Annotated in this window: 17 protein-coding genes; 4 read left to right on the forward strand and 13 right to left on the reverse strand. The window is 69.2% G+C overall.

All coding sequences use genetic code 11. The annotated features are described in order from the left end of the window. Positions 1 to 25: 25 nt before the first annotated feature. On the reverse strand, positions 26 to 1,636 hold the full coding sequence (locus GA0074692_RS25130) for a protein kinase family protein (protein ID WP_091648235.1): 1,611 nt from the start codon (positions 1,634 to 1,636) through the stop codon (positions 26 to 28). Between the two features lie 428 nt (positions 1,637 to 2,064). Continuing rightward, positions 2,065 to 3,807: a murein biosynthesis integral membrane protein MurJ gene (gene murJ, locus GA0074692_RS25135; protein ID WP_091648236.1), complete on the reverse strand. Its 1,743-nt coding sequence runs from the start codon at positions 3,805 to 3,807 to the stop codon at positions 2,065 to 2,067. A gap of 126 nt (positions 3,808 to 3,933) precedes the next feature. Here murJ and GA0074692_RS25140 point away from each other — a divergent pair, with 126 nt between their 5' ends. After that, complete coding sequence (locus GA0074692_RS25140; protein WP_091648238.1) at positions 3,934 to 5,394, forward strand: CCA tRNA nucleotidyltransferase; 1,461 nt, start codon at positions 3,934 to 3,936, stop codon at positions 5,392 to 5,394. Then, positions 5,391 to 6,236: an alpha/beta fold hydrolase gene (locus tag GA0074692_RS25145; RefSeq protein WP_091648240.1), complete on the forward strand. Its 846-nt coding sequence runs from the start codon at positions 5,391 to 5,393 to the stop codon at positions 6,234 to 6,236. Before GA0074692_RS25140 ends, GA0074692_RS25145 begins: the two co-directional genes overlap by 4 nt. Here GA0074692_RS25145 and GA0074692_RS36175 read toward each other — a convergent pair. Further along, entirely contained in the window at positions 6,216 to 6,584 is a 369-nt protein-coding gene (locus tag GA0074692_RS36175) for a hypothetical protein (RefSeq protein WP_245730747.1), read from the reverse strand. The genes GA0074692_RS25145 and GA0074692_RS36175 overlap by 21 nt on opposite strands. Before the next feature lie 277 nt (positions 6,585 to 6,861). On the opposite strand from GA0074692_RS36175, the gene GA0074692_RS25155 reads away from it, so the two are divergent. Next, the gene (locus GA0074692_RS25155) at positions 6,862 to 7,095 is read left to right on the forward strand and encodes a GntR family transcriptional regulator (protein WP_091648242.1); all 234 of its coding nucleotides are present in this window, start codon (positions 6,862 to 6,864) and stop codon (positions 7,093 to 7,095) included. 72 nt (positions 7,096 to 7,167) lie between these two features. Here GA0074692_RS25155 and GA0074692_RS25160 read toward each other — a convergent pair whose 3' ends face one another. From GA0074692_RS25160 to GA0074692_RS25180, 5 genes are all read right to left on the reverse strand, one after another. Beyond that, positions 7,168 to 7,590 carry a VOC family protein gene (locus GA0074692_RS25160; protein WP_091648244.1) on the reverse strand — a complete coding sequence of 141 codons (423 nt, stop codon included), beginning with the start codon at positions 7,588 to 7,590 and terminating at the stop codon, positions 7,168 to 7,170. A 118-nt stretch (positions 7,591 to 7,708) separates the two neighbouring features. Continuing rightward, positions 7,709 to 9,217 carry a flotillin family protein gene (locus GA0074692_RS25165; protein WP_091648246.1) on the reverse strand — a complete coding sequence of 503 codons (1,509 nt, stop codon included), beginning with the start codon at positions 9,215 to 9,217 and terminating at the stop codon, positions 7,709 to 7,711. Between the two features lie 29 nt (positions 9,218 to 9,246). After that, positions 9,247 to 9,759 carry an NfeD family protein gene (locus GA0074692_RS25170; RefSeq protein WP_091648248.1) on the reverse strand — a complete coding sequence of 171 codons (513 nt, stop codon included), beginning with the start codon at positions 9,757 to 9,759 and terminating at the stop codon, positions 9,247 to 9,249. 63 nt (positions 9,760 to 9,822) lie between these two features. Further along, positions 9,823 to 10,926 carry a hypothetical protein gene (locus tag GA0074692_RS25175; protein WP_091648249.1) on the reverse strand — a complete coding sequence of 368 codons (1,104 nt, stop codon included), beginning with the start codon at positions 10,924 to 10,926 and terminating at the stop codon, positions 9,823 to 9,825. Beyond that, a complete protein-coding gene (locus GA0074692_RS25180) occupies positions 10,923 to 11,444 on the reverse strand; it encodes a SigE family RNA polymerase sigma factor (RefSeq protein ID WP_091648252.1) in 522 nt (173 codons plus the stop codon). Before GA0074692_RS25180 ends, GA0074692_RS25175 begins: the two co-directional genes overlap by 4 nt. Before the next feature lie 75 nt (positions 11,445 to 11,519). Here GA0074692_RS25180 and GA0074692_RS25185 point away from each other — a divergent pair, with 75 nt between their 5' ends. Further along, the gene (locus tag GA0074692_RS25185; RefSeq protein ID WP_091648254.1) at positions 11,520 to 11,996 is read left to right on the forward strand and encodes a methylated-DNA--[protein]-cysteine S-methyltransferase; all 477 of its coding nucleotides are present in this window, start codon (positions 11,520 to 11,522) and stop codon (positions 11,994 to 11,996) included. A gap of 27 nt (positions 11,997 to 12,023) precedes the next feature. Here the strand turns inward: GA0074692_RS25185 and mads8 are convergent, their stop codons facing one another. Genes mads8 through mads5 form a run of 5 tightly spaced genes read right to left on the reverse strand, consistent with a single transcriptional unit; the run spans position 12,024 to position 24,635 of the window. Next, positions 12,024 to 17,543, reverse strand: a complete 5,520-nt coding sequence (mads8, locus tag GA0074692_RS25190) for a methylation-associated defense system ATP-binding protein MAD8 (RefSeq protein WP_091648257.1) — start codon at positions 17,541 to 17,543, stop codon at positions 12,024 to 12,026. Beyond that, positions 17,540 to 19,132 carry a methylation-associated defense system protein MAD7 gene (mads7, locus tag GA0074692_RS25195; protein ID WP_091648260.1) on the reverse strand — a complete coding sequence of 531 codons (1,593 nt, stop codon included), beginning with the start codon at positions 19,130 to 19,132 and terminating at the stop codon, positions 17,540 to 17,542. Before mads7 ends, mads8 begins: the two co-directional genes overlap by 4 nt. Beyond that, a complete protein-coding gene (locus GA0074692_RS25200; protein ID WP_141725402.1) occupies positions 19,132 to 20,355 on the reverse strand; it encodes a hypothetical protein in 1,224 nt (407 codons plus the stop codon). The genes mads7 and GA0074692_RS25200 overlap by 1 nt, the downstream gene beginning before the upstream one ends. Beyond that, positions 20,280 to 23,207 (reverse strand): methylation-associated defense system protein kinase MAD6, encoded by a 2,928-nt coding sequence (mads6, locus tag GA0074692_RS25205; protein WP_091648264.1) that lies wholly within the window; start codon positions 23,205 to 23,207, stop codon positions 20,280 to 20,282. The genes GA0074692_RS25200 and mads6 overlap by 76 nt, the downstream gene beginning before the upstream one ends. 3 nt (positions 23,208 to 23,210) lie before the next feature. Beyond that, entirely contained in the window at positions 23,211 to 24,635 is a 1,425-nt protein-coding gene (mads5, locus tag GA0074692_RS25210; protein ID WP_091648266.1) for a methylation-associated defense system restriction endonuclease subunit S MAD5, read from the reverse strand. Between the last annotated feature and the right edge of the window lie 7 nt (positions 24,636 to 24,642).

The raw sequence follows: 24,642 nt of genomic DNA on the forward strand, positions 1-24,642 counted from the left end.
TGGTCGGGTCGCCGTGGCCGCCGGTTCACTGCACCTGGACCGTGATCTCCTGGACGATGAGCTTGTACCTGCCGGGGTCGATCTCGGGCAGGTCGGTGACCCAGAAGAGGAGGTACCGGTGCTGCTTGTCGGCCTCGAAGCCGTCGAAGACCATCTTGGCGCCGTGGTTCTCCAGCGTCGGCCCGATCTGGTTGCCCTGGTACGCCTGGACGAGGGCCTTGTCGCCGGCAGAGGTGGACGGCTGGTCGGCCGTACCGGCGTAGAGGTGCGCGGTGGCGCCCCGGTTGGACAGCAGCGCCTCCACCGACTTCACCGTCTGCGGCTGCTTGAGATCGATCAGGATCCCCATGCCCTTTTTCAGGTTGCTGAACTTGGCGTTGTAGTAGCTGTCCGTCTGCCAGGCCTCGTCCTGGTCGCCGTCGACGACCTTCTCGATACCGTCGAACTCGTCCCGGGCCCGGCTGTCCGGGTCGATCACGCGTACCTGGTCGGGGCTGAGGTTCAGGGTGCGGATGGCGGCCGGCGCCGGGGTCGGGGCCTCACCGTTGGTCGCCGGGTTGGTCGGCTCCGCGGCCTGACCGCCGGGGTCGTCACTACCGCCGCCGAAGGCGGTGATGCCGATGAGCAGCCCGACCAGGGCGACCACCAGCAGACCGGCGATGCCGAAGATCACCTTGCGGCCACCGGCCGGGGAGAGCGGGGAACGCTCCTCCTCCGTGTCGGCGCTGAACCGGAGCGGGCCGGCCTGCTCGAGGTACTGCTCGTCGGCGGGCACGTCCAACCGGCCCAGCTCGGCGGCGAGCACGTCCGACGTGGGGGGCTCGATCTGCCGGTCGAGCAGGTCCATGGTCAGGTCGTCCAGGTATGCCGGCACGCCCGCGCGGATCTGCCGGGGCGCGGCGAGGCCGCCGTTCGCGTCCCGGACCGCGTCCGGGATGGCGGCCCGACCGTGCCCGGCGGTGGCGCCGTGCAGTGGCGCCTCGCCGTGCGGCCAGTGTCCGGTGAGCGCGAAGTAGAGCACGCCGCCGACCGCTCGGAGGTCGTTCTCGTGGCTTTCCGCGCCGTCGGCCCGTGCGTCGGCGAGCACCACGCGGCCGTCGTCGCTGATCATCACGGTGCCCGGGTGCACGTTGCCGTGCACCATCCCGGTGGCGTGCACTGCGGCCAGGGCACTGACCACGGCGTGCCCGATGGTGGTGGCCCGCGCCGGATCCAACGGCCCCTCGGCGGTCAGTTCCCGCAGCGAACGGCCGTCCACCCACTCCCGGACCACGTACGCCCGCTCGGCCTCGTCGATGGCGTCGTAGACGCCGACCAGGTTGGGGTGGATCACCCGGCTGGCGGCGACCGCGGCCTGGAGCATCTCGGTGGCCGAGTCGCCACCCGGGTGTCGCAGTACGACCGCGACCGGGCGGCGCAGGATGACGTCGACCCCGCGCCAGACCTGCCGGCCCGCACTGTCGTCGTTGATGTGCTCGACCAGTTCGTACCGTTCGGCGAGGATCTCACCGACCGTGGGAGCACCGAAGGTCATGACGGACGGAGCGCTTTCCTCCGCCTCCTGACCCTCGCCGACCTGGGTCACCCGTCCTCCCTCGGTGATCGTGTCGATCGATGGACCCGAACTGCTGGGCATGTGGCTTTCCGCTCTGCCTCGTGAAGGAACCGGCTCGCGTCGTCGACGCGGAGCGTCGCCGACGGCCGTACCCGTCGAGAGCGACCTTACCTGGGTTGCGTGTCTCCCCGACATGTCATCTTGCCGCCGAACCCGCACAGGGTGCCGGTTATGGGTGGCGTGTCCGGTTACGACCGTTGTCGGCCACGTTGCTGGCACATGTACGTGCCAAATCTAGAGCCTGGCTGCAAGCGATGGCCGGAGGGGCCCACCGGCACCGGTCCACTCCGCTCGACCGCCGCCGGGTTCCCGCCGATCGGCTGATCGAACTCATCCGTACGGTTGGTTATCCACAGGCCGAACCGGCAGTTGAGCGGTGGCTCGCTGAGTTATCCACAGGTGTATCCCCAGCGGTGATCCACCGTCACGCGCTGTCCGTAAGTTGACGCTCAGCGGCCGAGCCGGCGGCGAACCATGCCGACCACCTCGGTGATTTCCCCGATCCGCAGCAGCATGGCCAGCCCCAGGTACGTGCCGGCGATGACCGCTCCGCCGATCACGAGCTGGACGATCGCCTCCAGTCGGCTCGGCGTGTCGTCCCCCGGCAGCAGTCCGACGACCAGCAACCCGACCAGTGCGGCCCCGGCCGCCGCGACCAGGACCTTGCCGAGGGTACGGACGATCCCGCCCAGCCCGATCCGCCCGATCCGGGGCCGCAGCAACCAGGCTGAGGCGATCGCGGCGGCCAGGTACGACACCGCGTTGCCGATCATCATGCCGGCGGCGGCGAAGCTCGCCGCGAAGGCGGCGTAGAGCACGATCTGCACGCCGATCCGCAGCGCCACCACCGGGATGTTGATCAGGGCCGGGGTGCGGGTGTCCGGCAGCGCATAGAAGGCGAAGGTGAAGAGCTGGCTGACCGCGAACGGGACCAGCGCGACGGCGGCGACCAGCAGCACCAGGGAGGTGGCCTCGGCGTTCTCCTCGCTGAACGCGCCGTACCGGAACAGGGTGTTCGACAGCGGGGTGGCCAGCACCGCGTAGCAGACCGCGATCGGGGCGAGCACCGCCGACACGGTCCGGGTGCCCCGGGACAGGTCGGCGGCGAGGTCGGCGTACCGGCCGTCGGCGGCGGCGGCGCTCATCCGGGGCATCAGCGCAGTGATGATCGACACCGCGATGATGCCGTGCGCCATCATCAGCAGCAGGAAGACGTTGTTGTAGATCAGTGGACCGGCGGCGTTCTCCCGACCGGCCCGGTTGAGCAGGTTGAACAGGACGATCAGGCCGATCTGGCTGACCGCCACGTAGCAGAACATCCACAGACCGAGCCGGCCCAGCTCGGCCAGCCCCAGGGCCCGGAAGTCGAACCGGAGCCGCCACCGGAAGCCCACCTTCCGCAGCGCCGGCAGCAGCCCGATCGACTGGATCGTCACGCCGAGCAGGGTGCCGCCGCCGATCAGCAGGATCCGGCCGGCGGTCATGTCCTTCGGCTCGATGATCTCCGCGCCGAAGACGACGATGTAGACCCCGGCGGTGCCGATCACCACCAGGTTGTTCAGGATCGGCGCCCACATCGGGGCGGCGAAGTGCCCCCGGGTGTTGAGCACCGCGCTGATCAACGCACTCAGGCCGGTGAAGAAGATCATCGGCAACATGAGGTACGACAGCAGCCTGACCAGATCCTGGTAGCCCTCACCCGACTGGTCACCGCCGTAGAGCGTGGCGAGCTGCGCGGCGAAGACCAGCGCCAGCAGCACGGCGACGCCGAGCGCGAGCACCGCCAGGGTGAGCAGCCGCTGGGCGTACGCCTGGCCGCCGTCGGCGTCGGCCTTGCGGCGGCGTACCAGCACCGGGATCAGGACGCTGGTCAGGATGCCGCCGAGCAGGAACTCGTAGACCATCCCGGGGAGGATCTGCGCGGTGGTGTACGCGTCACCGACCAGCGCGCCGCCGAGCGCGGCGGTCAGCGCGAGCGTACGCAGGAAACCCGTACCCCGGCTGACCAGGCTGCCGATCGCCATGACCGCGCTGTTCGTCGCCGCGCTGGCCTCCGCCACCTGCTCGGACGGCGGGGCGGTCGACTCCAGGGCGGGCTGGTTCAGCGGCTCGGCGGAGATGAAGGTGGCACCGTCCGGCCGCTGGTCGTTCCCCCAACCGGCGTTCGCGCTGCGGTAGAGCCCGCCGCTCATCGATCCTCCCAGGGGGTACGAGATGGTCGGGCACGGGCCCGTACACGTCCAAGACCTTAGTCAACGCATCCCCAGGTTGCGCCCGGCGGACCAGTTCACCCCCCGGACCGCTAGGCTGGCGCTCCGATGTCCGAAGCCTCCGTACCCCACGCCGCCGACCGCCGCCAGCTCACCGCCGCGCAGCGCAACGCCGTCGCCGAACTGCTCCGCGTCTCCCCGGTCGCCGACGAACTGGGCCGCCGGTTCGCCCGCGCCGGCCACGAACTGCACCTGGTGGGCGGTTCGGTACGGGACGCCCTGCTCGGCCGGCTCGGCGAGGACCTCGACTTCTGCACCGACGCCCACCCGGACCAGACGCTGAAGGTGCTCAAGGGCTGGGCCGAGTCGATCTGGGAGACCGGGCGGGAGTTCGGCACCATCGGCGCGCAGCGCGGCGGCCTCCGCCTGGAGATCACCACCTTCCGCGCCGAGTCGTACGACCAGGTCAGCCGCAACCCGGTGGTGGCGTACGGGACGAACCTCGACGACGACCTGAAGCGCCGCGACTTCACCGTCAACGCGATGGCGGTCAGCCTGCCCGACCACCGGTTCACCGACCCGTACGGCGGGCTGGACGACCTGGCCGCGCGGGTGATCCGTACCCCGGGCACGCCCCGGGAGTCCTTCGGCGACGACCCGCTGCGGATGCTGCGGGCGGCGCGGTTCGCCGCGCAGCTCCGCTTCGCCGTACACCCGGACGTCCGGACGGCGATGACCCGGATGGCCGCCGACCTGGACCGGATCACCGCCGAGCGGATCCGGGACGAGTTCACCAAGCTGCTCTGCGGCGTGGACCCGGTCACCGGGCTGCGGCTGCTGGTCGACACCGGGCTGGCCGAGCGCTTCCTGCCCGAGCTGACCGGGCTCAAGCTGGAGATCGACGAGCACGCCCAGCACAAGGACGTCTACGAGCACACGTTGACCGTGGTCAGCAACGCGGTCGCGTTGGAGGACGACGGCTGCGACTTCATCCTCCGGCTGGCCGCGCTCCTGCACGACGTGGGCAAGCCGGCGACCAAGGCGGTCGGCCCGGACGGTCGGGTCAGCTTCCACCACCACGAGGTGGTCGGCGCGCGGCTCACCAAGGCCCGGATGAAGGCGCTGCGCTACCCGAAGGACGTCACCGCCCAGGTGACCAAGCTGGTCGGCCTGCACCTGCGCTTCTACGGGTACGGCCGGGGCGAGTGGACCGACTCGGCGGTGCGCCGGTACGTCACCGACGCCGGTGACCTGCTGTCCCGCCTGCACAAGCTCACCCGCTCGGACTGCACCACCCGCAACCGGCGCAAGGCCGCCCAGCTCGCCGCCGACTACGACGCTCTCGAGGAGCGGATCGCCCGGATCGCGGCCGAGGAGGACCTGGCCCGGGTCCGCCCGGACCTGGACGGCAACGCGATCATGGAGCTGCTCGGCGTGCCGCCGGGGCCGATCGTCGGCCAGGCCTGGAAGCACCTCAAGGACGTACGCCTGGAGCAGGGCCCACTCGACCGGGACGCCGCCGAGGCGGAGCTGCTGCGCTGGGCCCGCGCCGAGGGGATCGTCGAATGACCGCTCCCACCTTCGTCTTCGTCCACGGTGCCGGCAGCAACTCGTTCACCTGGGCGCCCATGCAGCGCGAGCTGGCTCTGCGCGGCCACCGCTCGCTCGCCGTCGACCTGCCCGGTCACGGGTTCGGCGCGACGTTCCCGGCGGCGTACCAGGCACCGCAGGACCTCGCCGCCCTGGCGACCGCCCCGAGCGTGATGGCCGGTATCGGCCACGCGGACAACGTGGCGCACGTGCTGGACGTCCTGCGGCAGGTGCGCGCCCACGGGCCGGTGATCCTGGTCGGGCACAGCCGGGGCGGGCTCACTCTGACCGGGGTCGGTAACGCCGCGCCGGAGCTGGTCGACCGGCTGGTCTACATCTCGGCGTGGTGCTGCGTGGCCGACACCCCGGCCGGCTACCAGACCTCGGCGGAGAACGCGTCGAGCGCCCTGAACGGCGTCGCCGCCCTGATCACCGCGAACCCGATGGAACTCGGCGCGCTGCGCTTCAACTGGCGTACCGCCGACCCCGCGCTGCTCGCCACGCTCCGGGAGGCCACCCTCGCCGACGGCACCGACGACGAGTTCCACGGGTACCTGAACACCCTGGAGCCGGACGAGAGCCTGGACGCCGGCGAGGAGCGGGCCGACGCCGCGACCTGGGGCACCATCCCCCGCACCTACGTGCGGCTCACCGCCGACCGGTCGATGCCGATCGCCCTCCAGGACCGGTTCATCGCCGAGGCCGACGCGTTGACCCCCGACAACCGGTTCGACGTCCGGTCGCTCGACGTCAGCCACGTCGGTGTGCTGGTCCGTCCGGCCGAAACCGCGGCCCTGCTCTCATCGCTCGTCGAAGCGTGACGAAGCGGCCCGGCTGGCCGGAGGTCGGGCGGGTCGTGCCGTACGCGTCGGGCCGTGTCGTCCGGCGTTGGGCGCTCGGCGGGGGCGCGGAGCACTGACCTCGATCAGCTTCCGTAACCCCGCCGGTTGTACGAAAATCGACCGCCGGGCCACGGCGTCACCTCTGGCGTCGAGCTGGTAGCCGTCGAGCCAGACCCACCCGTCGAAGGTGACCCAGTCGAGCACCCGGATCAGGCGGAACACGATCGGCCGGGCGACGAACTGGACGCTCGCCGCTGCGGTGATCTCGAGGAGGTCGCCGGCCTTGAGTGGTGGTCCGGCGGGCGGTCCGGCGGGGCGGCGGTTCACGGCCTGCGGTAGCGACGCCACGCGATGATCCTGGTCCGGGCCATCTCGACCGCTGGACACCAGCCACTCCTGGTGCAGCGCGGGCAGTCGTGGTGGCGGTGGTACTCGAGGACGTACCAGGCGGACTGGACCAGAGACGGCGTCCTTCTCCCGGGCACGGGCGGACCCCCTGTCGGAACGTTTACCTGCACCTACAGAAGGTAACCCTGTACGTACCTGTACGTCTATAGACGTACCGAACGCTTCTGATCGTTCAGTCCTTCCTAGGTTCGGTGCCGTGGTCAATCCGTTGAGCCCGACGCCGCTCTACGTGCAGGTCGCCGATGTGTTGGCCGGCAGGATCGAGCGCCGAGAGTTGCTGCCCCTCCATCCGCTCCCGAGCGAGAAGCACCTGCAACAGGAGTTCGGCATCTCGCGGGGAACGGCTCGGGCAGCCGTCCGCCTACTGCGCGAACGTGGCCTCGCGATGACCGTGCCGCAGCGCGGGACGTACGTGGCCGAGCGCGAGTAGGGCACCCGGCCACGCCACTACTGCCCGGATCCGCCTGTCGGAGGCGGACCACCGGGCAGGAACAGTGCCGGCTCAGCCGGCGGGCGACACGGTCAGCGTCCAGAGGTGTCCGTCCGGGTCGGCGAAGGTGCCGGTGTATCCCCAGGGCTGCTGCGCGGGCTTACGGACGATCTCGGCGCCCGCGCCCCGGGCCCGCTCGATCGCCCGGTCGACCTCCTTGGGGGAGGCGACACCCAGGTTGACGACGCACTCGCTCTGCCCGCGCGGGGCGACCTCGTGCGGGCTGATCGCCCAGCCGAAGCCACCGCTGGGCACCAGCATGAGGTGCAGGCCCTCGTTGACGGTGAACTGCAACGGCTCGGGGACGCCGTCGGACGCCAGTTCGCCGACCGCCGTCAAGCCGAGGGCCTCCTGGTAGAAGCGGTACGACTCCTGGCGGTCGGCGATCGGCAGGGCGACCACGACGGGCGATTGAAACGACACGGCAGATTCCATACCGCGACACCTACCAGCCCGGTGTGACAAACCCCCCGACAACGTGGAGATGTCAGGGGGCCAGCGAGCGGACAGCCCCGCCCGGAGTGCGGGCGGGGCTGTCCGTAGTGGCGTTGGGTTACTTGGTGTCGACGGCGGTGGTCGTCACCGGGGTCCCGTTGTCGGTTCGGGCCGCGCCGAGGCGGGCGAGCAGGCCGGGCAGGTCGATGCCGGTCAGGTCGGAGCCGAGCTGGAGCCCCTGGGCGACGTTGCCGGCCACCGACTTGGTCAGCGAGGACGCGCCGTCGGTGGAGATGACGGTCATCTTGTCGATCGCGCCGATCGGGGCGCTGGCCGCCTCGACGACCTGCGGCAGCACCCGGACCAGCAGGTCCAGCACGGCGGCCTCGCCGTACGCGGCGAACGCCTCGGCCTTGCGGGCCATCGCCTCGGCCTCGGCCTGTCCCTTGGCCAGGATCGCCTCGGCCTCGGCGCGGCCCTCCCGCTCGACCGCCTCGGCGATCGCCGAACGCCGGCGCTGCTCGGCCTCACCCTCCTTGGCGCCCTCGATCGCGTTCGCCTCGGCCAGCGCGGCCCGGCGGGCCCGCTCACCCTCACCGGTCAGTCGGGCCTGCTCGGCGGAGGCCTGGGCGGCGGCGATGGTGGCCTGCCGCTGCGCGTCGGCGTTCAGCACCGCCGCGTTGCGGGCCGCCTCGGCCTCCTGCTCGACCTTGTACCGGGCGGCGTCGGCCGGCTTGCGGACCTCGGTGTCGAGCTGACGCTGCTTCAGTTCGGCGTTGCGCTCGGCCACCTTCTGCTGCTCGGTGAGGATCGCCTGGTCCCGCTCGGCCTGGGCGAGCGGACCGGCCGCCGCCGACTTGGCCTTCGCCGCGTCGATCTCGGCCTGGATGCCGGCCTGCTTCAACGCGAGGTTCCGGTTCGCCTCGGCGATCGCCTCCTCGGCGAGCAGCCGCTCCTGCTCGGCCTGCTGCCGGGCCCGTGCCTCGGCGATGGAGGCGTCCTTGAGCACCCGTGCCGCCTCCGGCCGGCCCAGGTCCTGGAGGTACGACCCCTCGGCGAGGATGTCCTGGAGCTGGAAGGTGTCCAGCACCAGGCCCTGGTTGGTCATCGAGTGCTCGGCCTCCTCGGCGACCGCGCTGGCGAAGGCCGCCCGGTCCCGGATGACCTCCTCGACGGTGAGCCGACCGACGATCGAACGCAGCGCGCCGGCCAGCACCTCGCGGGTGAAGTCCTCGATCTCGTCCTGCTGGTGCAGGAACCGCTGGGCGGCGGCCCGGATCGCGTCCTCGGTGCCGCCCACCTTGACGATGGCGACGCCGTGCAGGTCGGTGCGGATGCCCTGCTTGCTCACCGCACCTTTGATGCCGACGTCGATTCGGCGGCTGGACAGGTCGAGGGACTGGAGCTTCTGCACCACTGGCAGGACGAAGACCGACGCGCCGAGGACGACCTTCTGTCCGGACATGTCGGTGGACCGGCCGCCGTCGGCGTTCTGGGTGGTCCGGCCCTTGCGGCCGGTCACGATGAACGCCTCGTTCGGCCCGGCCACCTTGATCCGGGAGAGCACGAACATGACGAGGATGAGGAGGAGCAGTACCGCTCCGCCGATGGCGATGAGGAGAGGCATGAGGGGGTCCGTCTCTCTGGGAAAGTTTTTCAGTACGTCTCGACGTGCACGCTGGTCTCGCTGAGGCTTTCCACCACGAAGACCTGGGTGCCGGCCGGGATCGGGCGGTCCGCCCGGGCGTTGAGCTTCACCGGCTGCCCGGCGAGGCGTACCCGGACCTCGCCGTACCCGGTGGCGGGGATCGGGGTGACGACCAGGCCGAGCGCGCCGACCATGTGGTCGCGGGTGGGGGTCGGGTCGGTGCGCATGGTCCGCGCGGCCCGGCTGAGCCGGCCCGCGAACCACGCCGCGGGTACGGCGGCGAGCGCGCCCACCCCCGCCGCCCCGGCGATCATGGCAGGGCTGCCGCCGCCGATCAGCTCGTTGGCGATGGCCCCGCCGAAGCCGAGGGCCCCGGCGAAGGCGGCGATCACCTCTAGCGAGACCGGCCCGTCGACGTCGGGGTGGACGACGTGCAGCAGTTCCCCGCCGAGCAGGGCGATCGCCAGCACCGCGACGCTCACCGCGCCGATGATGAGGAAGACGAGCGTTCCGGTGGCCACACCCGCACGCTAGTTACCTCAGGCAACCTGGATGCGGGCCACCCCAGGCCAGACGCGTGAGGCTCAGCGTGGGGCTAGGGAGAGCTGGAGGAACCCCAGTTCCTGGGGCAGGGGTTGGCGTTCCAGCTTCTGACCGTCGAGCCGGGTGAGCACCATGCCGTCCCCGTCGCGGTAGAGCAGGCGGTCGTTGCCCACCCACACCGCGTCCTCGGCCGGGGCGCTGCCCCACACCTTTCCGGTGGCGACCTCGACGAGCAGTGGGCCCGTCTGCCCCTTGACCACCACCAGCCGGCCGTCCGGGGACCAGGCCCACGGGCCGGCGGGATCACCGGGCATCGCGACGAACCGGGTGGGCCGGCCGTCGTCGGCGGAGAAGAACTGCACTCCGCGCCGCGCGTGCGGCTCCGATTCCGAGAGCTGCGCGGCGGGGTCGGTCTGCTGGAGCATGACCTCCCGGCCGTCCGGACTCCAGGTGAAGACGCACCAGTCGGTGCAGAAATACCTGACCCGCGTGTCCACGGGAAACGTACGGAACCGACCGTTGGTGTCGAGCACGCCGAAGGAGTCTTCGCCAGAGTCCTTGCGGTGCAGGGTCAGCACCAGCCGGCTGCCGTCGGGGGACCAGTGCGGGTTCAGCGTCGGCTGACCGGTCCGCACCCAGCGCACCCTGCCGGTGACCATGTCCACCAGACCGGTTTCCTGCGGACGGTCGTAGTCGACCGCCACGGCGACGGTCCCCCGTGGTGCTGCCCAGACCTCCTCGTAACGGTTGTTGGTCAGGTAGGTGTCGCGGTGGCGGTTGAGGACGTAGCCGGTCCGGGCGGGCGTACCGGTGGAGGTCGCCCCGACGACCACCCAGCCGCCGGGGAGCACCAGTGGCCTCGTCGTCCAGTCCGCTCCGGGCGTGGGATGCACCACCACGCTCGGGGTGACGGTGGGCGTGGGCGCGGTCGGATCCGGCGCTGCCCGCTCCGGGCGCAGTAGGAGGAACGGCGTGACCAGGGCGAGTACCGCCAGCGTGGCGCCGCCGGCGGTGGCGGCTCGCCGGCGGCGGCGCAGCCGGCGACCCTGGGTCAGCGCCGCCGCCGCCAGTCCCGGCACGCGCTCGGCGGCTCCCGCCAGTTCGTGTACGACCGCCCGCAGCGTCTCCTCCTGTGACCGGGTCACCGGTTCACCTCCTCACGGGTCACCAGATCGTCGAAGGCCGGGACGGAGCGGCGGAGCTTCGCCAGCGCCCGGGACGCCTGACTCGCCACCGTGCCCACCCGGCAGCCGAGCATCTCGGCGGTCTGCTCGACGCTGAGGTCCTCCAGGTACCGCAGGGTCAACACGGCCCGTTGCCGGGGCGGCAGGGCCAGCAGGGCGTCCCGCAGCAGTAGCCGCAGGGCGGTGTCGTGGTCGTCCTCCCGGGGCACCGGCCGCTCGGGCGGGTTGGCGACCGGCACCTCGGCGCGACGGCTGCGCCGCCGCCAACCCGAGACCTGGTCGTGGTAGAGGATCCGCCGGACGTACGGCTCCGCGTCGCCCCGGATCCGGGGCCACCGGACGTACGCCTTGGCCAGCGCGTTCTGCAACAGGTCCTCCGCGCTGTGCTGGTTGCCGGCGAGGGCGTACGCGACGCGCAGCAGCGCGTCACCCCGTTCGTTGACGAACGCGGTGAACTCCCGGTCGGTCACCTCTGTCACCCGTCCACCTCCGCCCTACAGACGCCCGGGGGTGCCGGAAGTTTGCCTGCTGTCGGAGGCGGGACAATCGAGGTCATGCGCTGGACCGTGCTGGACACCCCGATCGGGGACCTCTCCGTGGCCGTGGCCGACGCGGCGGTCTGCGGCGTGCACTTCGGGCGGGTGGAGTCGGCCGGGCCGGCTCGCGACGAGCTGTCCCGGCAGGTGGTCGCGGAGTTGGACGCGTACTTCGCGGGTGAGTTGACCGAGTTCACCGTGCCGTTGGCGATCCGCCGGGGCTCGGAGTTTGAGCGGGCGGTGTGGGGGGAGATGACCCACATCCCGTACGGGGAGACGCTCACCTACGGCGAGGTGGCAAAGGCGGTCGGCGACCCGGGCGCGGCGCGGGCGGTCGGGGTGGCCTGCAACCGGAACCCGGTCCCGGTGATCGTGCCGTGTCACCGGATCGTCGGTGCGGGCGGGAAGCTGGTCGGCTTCGGCGGCGGTCTGCCCCGGAAGGTGCACCTGCTGGAGTTGGAGGCCCGGGTGGCCCTCCAGCGCGCCTGGTCCTGACCTCCAACTCCAGCGGTGTTCCGATCGTCAGGGGCCGCCCGGAGGCAGTGCCTCCACGGCTGTCTTCGTACCTCCGCCGTGTTTGGTGATGCGCTGTCGAGCTCGGATCTTGATCGCCTTGGTGGTGAAGGAGCGGTTCGTGGCTCGGCTCGACCAGACGTACGCTTCACCCGGTGCCAGGTCGGCCATCTTGCCTGGAGTGAGCTCCGACAATGCGGCGTTCGCCTTTTGCAAGTGCTTGAGCCACGCGGGCGACGTGAACTTGTGCAGGATCACATGATTGGAGAGCTCGATCAGCGAGATGGGTACGGACGGTGGGTCTTGGCTGGCGACCAGGACACTCATGCCCTTGTGTCGCATCTCTCGTACGCTCTCCACCAGGCCCGCGACCAGGTCCGGGCTGTCGATGTACTTGTGTGCCTCGTCGAAGACCACGAGTTTGTTAAATCGTCGTCCACCGTTTTGAGCCTCGGCGAAGAGCTGCATGAGCACCACGAAGAGCCCAAGTGCCTCGTCCTTTTCGATGAACTCGTCACGGAGGTCGACGATGATCATGCGGCCGGGGCGGACCAGCTCCCTGATGCGAGCGTCGTCGTCGACGTATTCGGTGGCCAGATCGAGGCGCTGATGCGCCAGCTGCTTGAGATGATCCGGCAGGCCCGAACTGTCGATCCCCTGCCGGATGACGTCGATTCGGAGATCGTTTCGATGTGCCCGCATGATCCGTTGTAGTTGCCGGATGTACGTCGACTGGTTGCCCACTGCACCCATGAGAAAACGCCAATGCTCGGCGCGCAGCTCAGCGGAGCCGAACTTCAGCGGCTGCACAATCAGTTGCGGGTACTCGGCTCGGCGTTGCTCAAGCTGATCCTCCGGCACCAGCATGACGACGTCGGAAAGCCCTTCGGGGGCGATGCCGTATTTGGTCTGGAGCTCACGTACTTGGTCGGGGTCGTCATTCGGCTCGACCATGCTCGTGAATTCCGGGGCGTACTCTTGTGTCTGACTGTAGTGGAAGACGATGGTCGCCAGTGGGTGGGGCACCACGTTTACCGGTGGCGTCGGAAGCAGGGCCATTTCCATGATCGTGCCAAGGGTGTAGCTCTTTCCACCGCCTTGGACACCGAAGAGACTGATGGTGTGGGTCTCGTTCAGATCGAGTGCCACCCTGAGGCCGGCACTCTCGCCTAACAACCCGAATTGAGGCGAATCGCGGGTTGCGCCCAAGACCACGTCCGGGCGAACCACCGTGCCGATTGCGTTCGTGTCCCTGGAGCCTGGGTCGGTGTCCGGAGACTCGACGGCGGGCGCGACGGCCTGATGGGGTACTCCGTCGATCGTCGGTTCGCCCTCGGCGAGAGCGGCCGGCTCCCGACCGGGTTGTCCGGTTTCGGTCGGGTCGGAGATGGATGGCTCGCTCTCGTCGGCAGCGGCGTCGGGTTGGCCGTCGTCCCTGCCAAGGGCTGCCGACCGGGTTACCGCGTCGATCGAAACGTCCGGCGGCAGTGGCGGGCCGTCATTGACAGCCGTGGCGTAGGCGGGGATAACAGTGTCGTCGGCGGGGACGTCGTGGCTGCGTGACGGTGCCCGGAACGCCGCCGTCCAGAGCCGGGGAACGGAGAGGTCTTCTCCGGCCAACGTCGTCCCGTCGGGGTGCTCGGCGGTGAGGCTGGCGGGGTCTGTGGGGATTGCCGCTATCAGCTCCTGGATCAGTTCCCGGCCCACCCGGTGAAACTCGGTACCTCCCTCGTGCTCGGTGTCACAACCGTGACCATTGAGGTCGAAGATCAAGCCGGTGCGGGTGAACTCGAGGTGGTAGCCGTCGTCAAGCCGGTCGACGAGCCACCGCGCTTCGCGTGCTGCTGCCGCATGCATGATCCGATGGCGGACTGCCCGATCGAGGTAGAAGCGGAGGACCGTGGCCAGCCGGTGGTTGTGCAGCACCCGATCCACTCGGTCTGGCTGGCGGTGTTCAGGGTCGAAGAGCTCAGCCAGAACACGCTGGCTACCGTCGAGCTGCGCCTGCATCCGATCCTTCAAGTGCTGGTAGGCACCCGGGTCAGCCAGCGTCGAATAACACTTCACCTCCACCAGCCGGCAGGTGATCGTCCGACGACGAGCATCCAGGCTGAACAGGGCGAGATCGCTCCGGTGCAGCCGGGTGCGTTCGCCGACGGCGTCGGCACGGCGGCGCGTCTCCTGGTAGAGATCCAGGTGAGAGTCCAGCGGAAGCAGCACCTGGTCCGACAGGACTCCCTGATAGTCGAGGTACAGCCGTGCCAAGGCAAGACCGAACACTTCGGTCCGCTGGGTCGGCGCGGTCGAGGCGAGTTTGAAGGCGAGCCGTCCGGAAAGAAGCCGAAGCTGATCAAAGAACGAGGCGACGTGCCGTTCGTGGACCGGAAAGCCGTGTTGTCGGATGACGGGGTCGAGCAGCGCCCGCAACTCCTCGACGGATCGGCTGCTGATCACCACGTGATGGTCTAGCGGATTACCCAGGTCCGAGTCGTGGTCGATCACGTAGTGGTGGCGCTCGCCGCTCCCCGGCTCGTCGAAGTAGTCGAGGCCGAGAGTACGGTCGATGGTAAGCACCCAGTCGCTGACAGTATGCGCTTTGTGGATCAGCGCGCGGTCCTGCGCGGTCAGGGAGAGAGTGATCCGTGGCACCGACTGCGCACCAGGCTCGCCGGTAGCGACGGTGGCGGTGCTCGCGGAGATCAGCGCTGGAAGTGACGAGAGCAGGTCGGAGAGCTCCTCGGCCCCCGGCAGCGAGTAGGCCGGACCGTGTCTGGGCAGTTTCCGCCACGAGGTCAACTCGGCGTCCTGCCCGTACTCTGAGACCAGGTCTTGGCGGAGCCCGTGGACGGGCGCGGGAACAGGCGGCGCTGCGGGTGCCGCGTCGATCTGCTCGCCACCGAACGCGTCGAAGAGCACGGTCAGATGTGCCGAGGTGTCTCCGGCTGCGGATCGAAACTCGGCGATCGGCCGCAGCGCGACCGAGAGTTTCGGCACGATGCCCGGGACCGGCATATGGAATGCTTCCGCCTCGGCCACGCTGCTCCAGGTACCGCCCAGTAGGTCGGCGAGAGCGGCTCCGGCGTCGGGGTGACCCGGGTTGGGCAGGAAGAGCCGGATGTCGTAGCTGAGGTCCGCGCATTCGGCTCGACCCTGCAACTCGACGAGGGCGGCCGCGAGGTGTTCGGCCCGGCCGGCGTTTACCGCGTTCAGGGCCAGCGTCGTGACGTAGGGGTGAAGCCGCAGGTAACGCTCGATGCGATCAGCGAGTCGTCGACCGGTCAGGCCGGCATCCGGCTGTCCGGCCGGGTCCGGCAGTCGGAGGGTGGCGGCGACGCCCGCCAGGACATCCTGCGGGTCGGCGGTGTCCGATGGCAGATAGACCCCCCAGTAGGTGAATGGACCTTCCGCCGCCACCGCTAGACGACCGCCCGAACGCGGGACGGTAAGGGGAAAGCCGGTGGGAGTGAGCTGGAACAACGCCGCCTGCGCGCTTTCCGCCGCCTCCGGGTCCTGATCCCGGACGTCGCTGAGCCAGCGCTGACCCAATTCGGCCCACGTAACCAGCCAAAGAAGGCGGAGGGGGTGGGTGGGAGCGACCAGCAGGACTTCGGAGCGGACACCGTACGCGTCCACATGTTCGACGGCGATGGTGTCCACCCGGAGAATCTCGGAGAGCTCGCGCAGGCGGGCGGGGAGTTCGTCGGGCGAGGCGCGTTCGGCTCGCCGTAGCTGCCAGGCGATCAGCTCGGCATAGCGCTCGGCGTACTCCCGACTGGTTTCCCGGATCTCGCGCAGGTCGCAGCCTTCGACGATGTACTCCTGGTCACCTCGGACAGCAGTGAAGACGCTGTGTCGCGCGGTGTGGAATCGCTCGACCACCTCGGTGAGGTGGTCAGGCCACGCCAGCGACTGCGCTTCCGTTGCGCCCGAGTCGGCACCGATGCCGGACGACACCCGCCAATGGGCGAGACGTCTGGGATTGGCGAGGATAGCGCGCTGGATCCGGGTCAACACCGGCGAGAGCGGGATGGTGACGCGACCGGCGGTCCCGAAGCTGACCTCGACGAGATCACCGTCGTGTTGCCAGGCCCGATGGTGTACCTCGACGGCGTCACCGGGCGCGTCGAAAGCGCAGCGTAGGAGGGCGTGGGTGAGCCCGACATCGCGTCGGTTCTGTCGCGGCTCCGGCTCGTCGACGTCCCCGTCGGGCACGACGAAGAAGCGGTCGCTCTCGTTGCCGGGCTGGTCGGGCTGGGTGGTCTCGACCGGAAGCGGGATGCCTTCTGAGTCGACCGGCAGTACCCGTACGTAGTGCCAGCCCGCGGTCAGCCCGGCCGCGCGGAGGTTCCTGAGATTCGCCCGGTACGTCGACTTGGCGAGGGTACTGACCTTGACCTTGGTAGCCACGCCCGTCGGGCCGCCCTCCTCGGGGACGAGCTCCACGGCGAACTTGGCCAGCCCGGTGACCTGTCGTGGGTCCGGCTCGACCTGGAAGCTGACCGGAAGCACGTTCCGACCGTGCGTTCCGGTCGGTAGGTAGAGCTGGCCACTGATGTTCTGGAGTACCGGGTCGTTGACGTGCTGGGGGTCGGTGCCGGCGCGCGGCAGGTCCAGCTCGCCGACCGTGATCCGGAGCGCGACGTCGGCCTGTACCTGGCGCAGCGGCCACTGCTGGAAGGAGAATCGCCAGTTAACTCGGTCGACGACGATCCGGCGAGCCCAGCGGCGGGGATCGGTCAAGCCGGCGGCCTCCGCCGACGCGCTGGCCGTAGCGAGGAAGTCGGCCAGCCGCGCCCGGAACGCCGGGTCGGTGAGTTGCAACTCGACGACCCGCTGCCGCGCGGGCCTGGCCGAGTCGACGAGGGTGGCGGTGCTCTCCAGGTTGCGGGTGGTCCAGGTGCGGACGCTGCGCAGGTCGGTGAAGAGCGCGAAGTCGGGGACCAGGCCGAGTTCGAAGATCGCCGCTCCGGCGGCCTGTGGGTCGCTGTCGTTCTGAATGACGGTGAGCAGGTAGCGGGCACGGGCGATCGCCGTGGCATAAACCCACCGGCGCTCCCGGAGCACTCCGAAGATCTCGATCACGCCGTCGCGCAGCGCTGGGGGAAGCTCCGCCAGCAGGTGGTCGGCCAAGTCGGCGTAGACGTCGCCGAGTTCGATCTGCTCGAAGGTGGCGATGCCGAAGGAGTCCTCGGCGCTGGCGCGGGTGCCCGGGGGGACGAAGACCAGCAGCGGCGGCCGGGGGTCGCCGTGCACGTCGGGGTTCCGTAGCTCGATCAGCTTGGTGCTGGTGACGGCGTTGTCGCTGGCGGCGGAGTCCGCACCGGCCAGCACGTACACCTGCCCGTCGGGACCCAATGCGCGGCGGACACCGTCGCAGAGCCGGCTTGCGAGCGCCACGTCGAGATCGGTGTTCCGCATGCAGTGACCCGGTGCCCGGTGACGGAGCATGTCGACCAGCCGGGGAGCGAGCAGTCGCTCCAGCGCGTTGTCGAGGTCGTCCTCGGTCAGTTCTCGTAGCCCCGTGCTCACCGCGTCGTCCCGTCCGTGTTCACCACGTAGCGTGGGGTTATGGTTTGGCTGAGGTAGGCATCCGACAGGTCGGAGTAGAAGCCGATTTCCCGCAGCCTGCTGACGAAGGCGTCCAGATTGGCACGCAGGGCGGCGTGGTCGGTGATTGTCGCCCGGTCGAAGCCGTCGCCGGGCGGCAGCCGGTCCACGTACAAGCCGTAGCGGTTCCGCAGGATCGCCAGGAACTCGTCGACCCGGAGCTCGGCGGTGCGCATGCCACCGCCCGGCGCCGGCGTGAGCAGGGCGATCTGCAACAGCACCTCGAGTAGCCGACCGTCGAGGACGAAGCGCCGCTGCCCTCGGCGGGGCTGGGCGATCATCGCGCCCGAGCGGTTCTTCAGCAACAGCGCGTCGAGGCACTCGGTGAGGTACTTGCGGTGGAAGTTGACCTTGTAGGCGGTGACGATCTCGACGTAGGTGGTGAAGTCGTCGAGCCCTAGATCGATGATCTCTCTGATCTCCCGCTCCCGGTCGTCTGCCGCAGTGCTCTCCAGCAGTCCGGTCAGCTTGTAGGTGCCGAAGGCGTCCCGGTCCTTGTTCCAGCTCGGCCCGAGCAGGCGGAGCAGGTCGACCACCGGCACCGGTCCCTCCGCACCCGTGACCCGTTTGCCGCGCCGCTGGAGATGCCGAGCGAAGTCGTCGAGCTTCTTGACCAGGTAGCTGGACCGGACAAAGTCCGGGATCCGCGCGTACCAGGTCTGCGCGCTGCGCTGTGCGAGCTTCGCCGCTGGACTGTTCGGCGTCCCACCGACGTCGAGGAAGAAGCCGTGCTGGGACTCGGGGATCTGGCCAGCGGTGAGCGCCGGCAGGGTCTTGAGCAGCCTCAGGTGGTAGAGCCCCAGATGAAAGGCGAAGAGGATCTTGAGATAGTCGATCATGACGCTACGGGGGATGAACCGTCGGTGGTAGAGCAGCCGAACCACGTCGTCGGCGAGAAGCTGCGCCGAGTCCGGCAACAACGGCGGGTACGACATGCGTGCCCGGTTGTCCCGGGTGTCGGTCACCTTGTTCTTGACCGCTTCCACCAAGCTGATCAGCGCCTGGGTCTCCACGTCGACGTCGGTGGTCAATGGACCGAGCGCACCGTTCAGGTCGGGGAAGAAGAACTCGCGCAGCAGTCGCAGGGTGTCGCCGTCGCGGCCCGCCGAAGCGTGCCGGAGCAATTCGTAGAGATGTTCGTCAGCTCCGTAGGGACGGGAGTGCCGGGCGTTGCGCAGTCGGTAGGTGTAGCCGTACAGCGGCCGGAGGCCGGCGATCTTCTGGGTCGGCTTGCCGCGGTTCACCATGTCGATCAGGTGGCTCTCCACCCACCGCCGGGTGGTCTCCGCGTCGAAGCCCTCGAAGAGGTGCCGGTTCTCCTCCCTCCCGCTCATCTCCTCGGCATAGTGGTCAACGGTGAGGTCGGCGCTGCGGGAGACCCGGCTCGGCGCGCCGCCGTGGTGCAGCCGCATCAGGAAAGCGGTCAGCACCCGGTCCATGTCGAGCAGCTTGTAGTCGATGTAGCTGATCCCGGGGTGACGGAAGTCGGTGTCCTGTTGCTTCAGCCCCATTACCGGTCCCCCGCCGTCTCGCCTCGATGCATCACCAGCAGCCCGCCCGGTTCCCGGCGGACCCGGCTCAGCTCACCCCGGGCGGAGGCGAGCAGGATCTCCTGGTACGGCGCGGCCGAGAGCTCATTTTTGAAGATCGTCAATCCTAGGTAGAGTCCCTGCTGGTCGGCTTCTCCCGGAAGATAGCCCGCCCCCAGCCGATGCAGCAGCTCGAAGAGGTCGAGTCGGATCCGTAACTGGGCGCGATGACCTGCTTCACCGTGGTATCGGAGCACGAGGGCATCGGGTTGGCTCTCCAGGTACGGATTGCTCGGCTCGTCGCCGACGGAGAGGGCGAGCCGGTCCTTCGGAAAGAGCCGATAGCTGCGGATCGTCTCCCCGGGCACCTGACGCAGCCGTAGCGCCAGCACGTCCCCGAGCTGCCGGGGATCGGTGAGCCCCTCGCTGCGGTTGATCGCGTCCACCAACTCGTCCAGCCGTTCCCCGACGCTGTCGGGGTGCTTGAGCAGGGTCAGCAGTCGGTCCGCGCCCCGGTACGGCAGGAGGCTGCGGGACCGACGCTGGTCGAGGCTCTCGAAGTAGAACCGGCGGCGGGCTGCGGCGACGTATCGGCGATGGGCAGCCCGTTCGTCCTGCTCCGGTGCCGAACTTCGGGTGAGCTGCTCGGCGAGCCGGGCGAGGAGCCGCTGATCCTGGTCGCCGCGGCCGTCGACGGTCACCAGGGCCCGGCCCGCCGCCGGACCGAGGTAGTCCAACTGCCGGTCGAGCGCAGGAGCCGGGGCGCTGGCCAGGTCGACCTCCCGCAACAGCCGCAGGAGGCGGTCCTGCCCGCCCGGCAGACCGGCATAGCTGGTGAAGTAGTGCGAGTCGAGGATCGCGTCGGTGTCGTTGGCCGCGTACAACTGGTGGATCGAGGCGCAGTCCCGCCCGGAGGTCAACATGTACGCGAAGGCCGACCGGAGGTCCCGCATGGTGATGTGCAGCCGGCCGCGCAGGTCGGCGAGCCGGTAGAGATCACGCAGTCGTTCCCGGATCTGCGGGCCGGCGGTGGGATGTGCGAAGGTGAGCGCGTTGTGCCGGGCGTAGCAGGTCCGCTCCAGGGCGCAGCCGCCGCAGGCCGACCAGTACCGCTCGTCGGTGAGCCGGATCAGCAACCGATCGAAGATCGACTCCTGAAGTTCGGAGGTCGGGGCGAGCAGGCTTCGCCGGTTGAGGTTGACCACCACGGTCCGCGCTGGGGTCGGCTCCCCCGTAGCCCGGCCCGGACCAACTCGGCCAGCTTCGGGTACGCCTTCTCCTCAGTGCTCAGAAAATCGACCAGCCGGCCCTCGTTGATGGCGATGAGCCGGGTCTCGTCCTGCGGCCAGGCCGACGCGTCCCTTCCGGCGAAGGGCGCGAAGAACGCCTGGAGCACCTCGTCGTTGGTGGTGTCCCCCTCGTCCTGGCTGCCGTCGTAGTTGATCCGGCACCAGCGACCGCTGGGGAGCTGGAAGTCGACGCCGTTGGAGCGCGGCGGACCGGTCACCGCGCCCCGCTCGGCGGCCTGCTCGGCGAGTCGCTCTAAGAACGCGGTCTTGCCGTCACCCGCGTTCCCGGTGATGATCACCAGGTCGTGATCGCCGCTGAGCACCGCCGGGCGAAGCCGGTCGTCCAGCGCGGTCTCCACGTAGAGCTTCTGGGTGTCCTTGCCCCGGGTGCCGGCGTTGCTGCGGACGCTCTGGCTGTAGAGCGTCTGAAGATAGTCGACGAAGGAGTTCGCGCCGGTGGTCTCCGGGGCTGGCTCCGGAACGGGCGGCGGGGGCGGTGCCGTGCGGATCTCCCGGATCTCGCCGAGAGCAGCGAGGAACCGCTCGGCGCTGCCGTAGCGATCGCTACGACGCGGCGCGATAGCTCGGCAGACCATCTTGGCGACCGGATCGGCCAGGTCACCGAGGCCGATGAAGTTGCGCGGATCACGCGGCGGCTCTCCGGGTACGGGTTGCGCCGCATCCCAGGGGTAGCCGCCGCCGGTCAGCAACTCGTAGAGCGTCACGCCGAGCGCGTAGACGTCCCGGTCGGCAAGGTCGGCCTGGTCGAGGTGGCGGTTACCGCGAAGGTCCGGGGCGACGTACCGGGGAGTGCCCCCGGGCGGCGAGAGGGTGGATTCGCTGTGCAGCGCGATGTTGAAGTCGATGATCTTCGCGCCGCGTTCGCTCCAGTAGAGGTTGGCCGGCTTGATGTCGCAGTGGTAGACGCCGTTCTGGTGCAGGAAGACCAGGCCGCGTGCCACGTCGGCGGCGAGCGCCAGCGCGTCGGCCGGGCCCAACGACTTGTCGGCGAGCAACGCCTTGACGTCCCGCCCCTCGACGTACTCGAAGGCGAGGTAGGGGATCTGCCGGCCGTGCAGGTAGTCGGCGACCTCGACCTTTACCACGTTCGGGTGCGGCGGCAGCTTGGCGAGGATCTTGTACTCGTGGCGGAGCCGCTCGATCACCGACTCCCGGTCCCGGAGCACCAGCTTCACCGCCCGGTCGGCCCCGGCCAGGTCGTCGTAGACCTGGTAGGCCACGCTGGACTGGCCGCGCCCCAACCGGCGGCGCACCGTGTACTTCGGGGTCAGCGGATACCCTTCCGGCAGGCGCCAGAAGTCCGGCTCGTCCGCTCCGCCTGGGCCGGCGGGGTCGGCCGGGGGCGGCGTCGGCGGCTCCCGACGTCGCCCGAGCGCCGCCTGCATCTCGTCGAGCGCCTCGTCGGCGCTGGGCCGGGCCGACGGGGCCTGCGCACACATCCGCTTGAGCAGCGCGCTGAGCCCCGCCGACAGCCCTGCTTCCGCCATCGGTGCGTCAGGGAGGACGCTGCCGCGTTCGAACTGGTCGGTGGAGGAGGTGAAGGGCAACTCCCCGGTGAGCACCCGGTAGGCGATGACACCTGCCGCGTACACGTCGGAGGCGGTGGTCATCTTCTCCGGGTGCGCCTGGCACTCCGGGGCCACGTACTGCTCGTCGAGCGCGTCGGCGAGGAGCCGCAGCACGGTGGGGTCTCGGGGCGGCCCGGCCGGGCGGGCGTAGTCGAAACCGGTCAGCAGCGCCCGCCCGCTCTCGGTGATCAGCACGGTGGTGGGGCTGAGCGCCCGGTGGACCACCCGGTTGCGGTGGGCGTGGGCGAGACCGCGCAGCACGTCGACCACCACACGGAGCTTCGCGTCCGCAGCTAGCGCGGCCCGGGGATTGTCCAGGTACGTCCGGAGCGGCTGCCCGGCCACGTCGTCGAGGACGAGCACGAACGCGCTGCCGTCCTCGATGGGAAAGAAGTCCCGCCGCCCCACCACGCACGGGTGGCCGCCCATCCGGGTCAGCGCGTCGTAGGCGTTGGCGATCTGGCGTTCCTCGGCCCGCCGCTCCTCCTCCGGCAGGAACGGATCGGCCCGGTAGACCCGGAGCAGGGCCGAGTCCCCGGAGTGCCGAGTGGCGGAGTTGACCGCCCGGTATTCGGTGACGATGTCATCACCGCCGAGGCGCTCCCGCACCTCCCAGTTGCCGAAGCGCTGCGGGCCGGTGGGCAGGTCGACGATGCCGTGCAGGGCGCTGATGATCGCCGCATGATGGCCTCGGACGTCCCGGGGGAAGCCGGTGCGTACGCGGGTCGGGTCGCCCAGGGCGTCGACCAGGTCGGGCAGGGTGACGGTGTCCTCGGCGTCGTTGCCGACCTGGTCGATCAGCTTCGCGTTGTCGGCGGTCAACACCACGAGCGCGCCGACGTAGACCCGGTTGAGTGCGGCGTGTTGCCGGCGCAGCAGGTCGGCGACCACCCGGGCGTGCTGCCGCAGCTTGGCCGCGGGGGAGCCGAAGGCGTCCCGACCGGACGGATACCATCGCGCGCCGGCCACCTCGATTCGGCCGGCGGTGCCCTTGACGTCAACCAGCCAGACTGCGTGCGGCGTGATCACCACCAGGTCGATCTCGAAGATGCCGGCTCGGCCACGCACCTCGATGTTGTGCAGGACGGACCAATCGTCGGGGGCGTGATCCCGCAGCAGGGCGACGACCTTGCGTTCTGCGTCGTTGACCGGGGGACCGCCACCGACGATTTGTGCCATGAGCTAGCCAGCCGCCTCTCGGACCGCTTGATCGAGCAGAGTCAGAGCTTGATCCTCCCTTCTATCAGCCTCGTCCCGATCCCGGTAGGCCTGCCGCACCGTCTCCGCAATCCGCTCCCGATCTGCGGACGTACACAGCGGTACGGGAATCCTCCTCCGCAGCGTCGAGTTAATGTCTTGTGGTCCGGTTCCCGCGCAAAGTGAACGCATCGTTCGAAAGGCTGCTTCGGAGCGGAGGTACGCGAAGAGGTATGCCCCGCTTATGCTTTGAGGGCCAGGTCGCACCCTAAGGAGATGCTCAGAAAATACGTATCGCTTTTGCCACTCTGGGGAAATGAAAGCAGCTCTACCGATCAGTGATCTATCCGTTAGTAGGCCTTGTGATGCTATCAGTGTCGTCTCTGGATCGGAGCGCAAACGAGCAGCCTCTGCATCTCGTAGGGCGATGTGTCGAGGTTCTGGCCGGCTCCAGAATACTTGCTCCTGGCCGACGAGTTCGAAGCCGCTGCCCTCGTCTGCGTCCACCCTCTTGAATCTGTTGCCGCGAGAGAGCTCGCCATCATCGCAAATGTTTCCTAGGCTTTCGTGGTCGAGCTGCTTTGTTCTCCGCCTTAATGCTTGGATGCGGCCGTCATAGTTCAGTGCGCGGAGAGAGGTGCTGCTGAGGTCGCGGACGGCGAATCCGGTTGCCCCTGGCTGCTTGTGCCAGGAGTAGTCGACCAGCTCTGAGAGACCAGCGCTGGTGAATAGGTCACGGGTGGCTTCGCGTACGCCGGCTTGGAAGCTCGCGCGCAGCTCAGCGGCCTGCTCGATGAGGTGGTGGATTTGATTCTCGACTTCCGCGTCGAATCGCGGAACAGGAAGCCCGGCGATGTGGTGCGGTTCGATGTGCTGAATGATCGCCCCGTAGGCGGCACTGGTGATGATCGGTACACCGTATCTGCTTTGCAGGAAGGCGTTGAGGTATCCGGGATGGATCTTTTCCGGGTGGGGGCGCACCTTCATGATGTGCTGGGACGACCAGATATCGGCCATGTCTGGCCTAACGTAGGTCATCCGGCCAATGGTGCCGGAACAGGAGATCAGGGTGGTGCCGGGATCTACCCGAAGAAAGGAAAGCTTCTCCGCGTCGCTTCTGCGAAGTAGTGGCAGCCAGCTGAAGTCTGCCTCCAGCATGTCGGTGCTGCCGATAAACGGAACGCCGTGCTTGGGGTCGGTCAAGTAAACCCGACGAAACTTAGGGCCATTGTAGATGCCACCTTGGTAGCCATGGGTCAGGCTGTGCAACGGATCTTTACGAACGGCTAGGCGTTCGAGGAGTTTTTTGGCCTCGTAGGCGCCGGAGAGGAAGGGTGATGGGTCGAGGCGGAAGCCCTGCTCGGAGAGCCAGGAGGAACGGACCGGGTTGTCAGCATTGACGAGCTTCAAGAAGCTT

Source organism: Micromonospora pallida (genome assembly GCF_900090325.1).
GTDB lineage: Bacteria > Actinomycetota > Actinomycetes > Mycobacteriales > Micromonosporaceae > Micromonospora > Micromonospora pallida.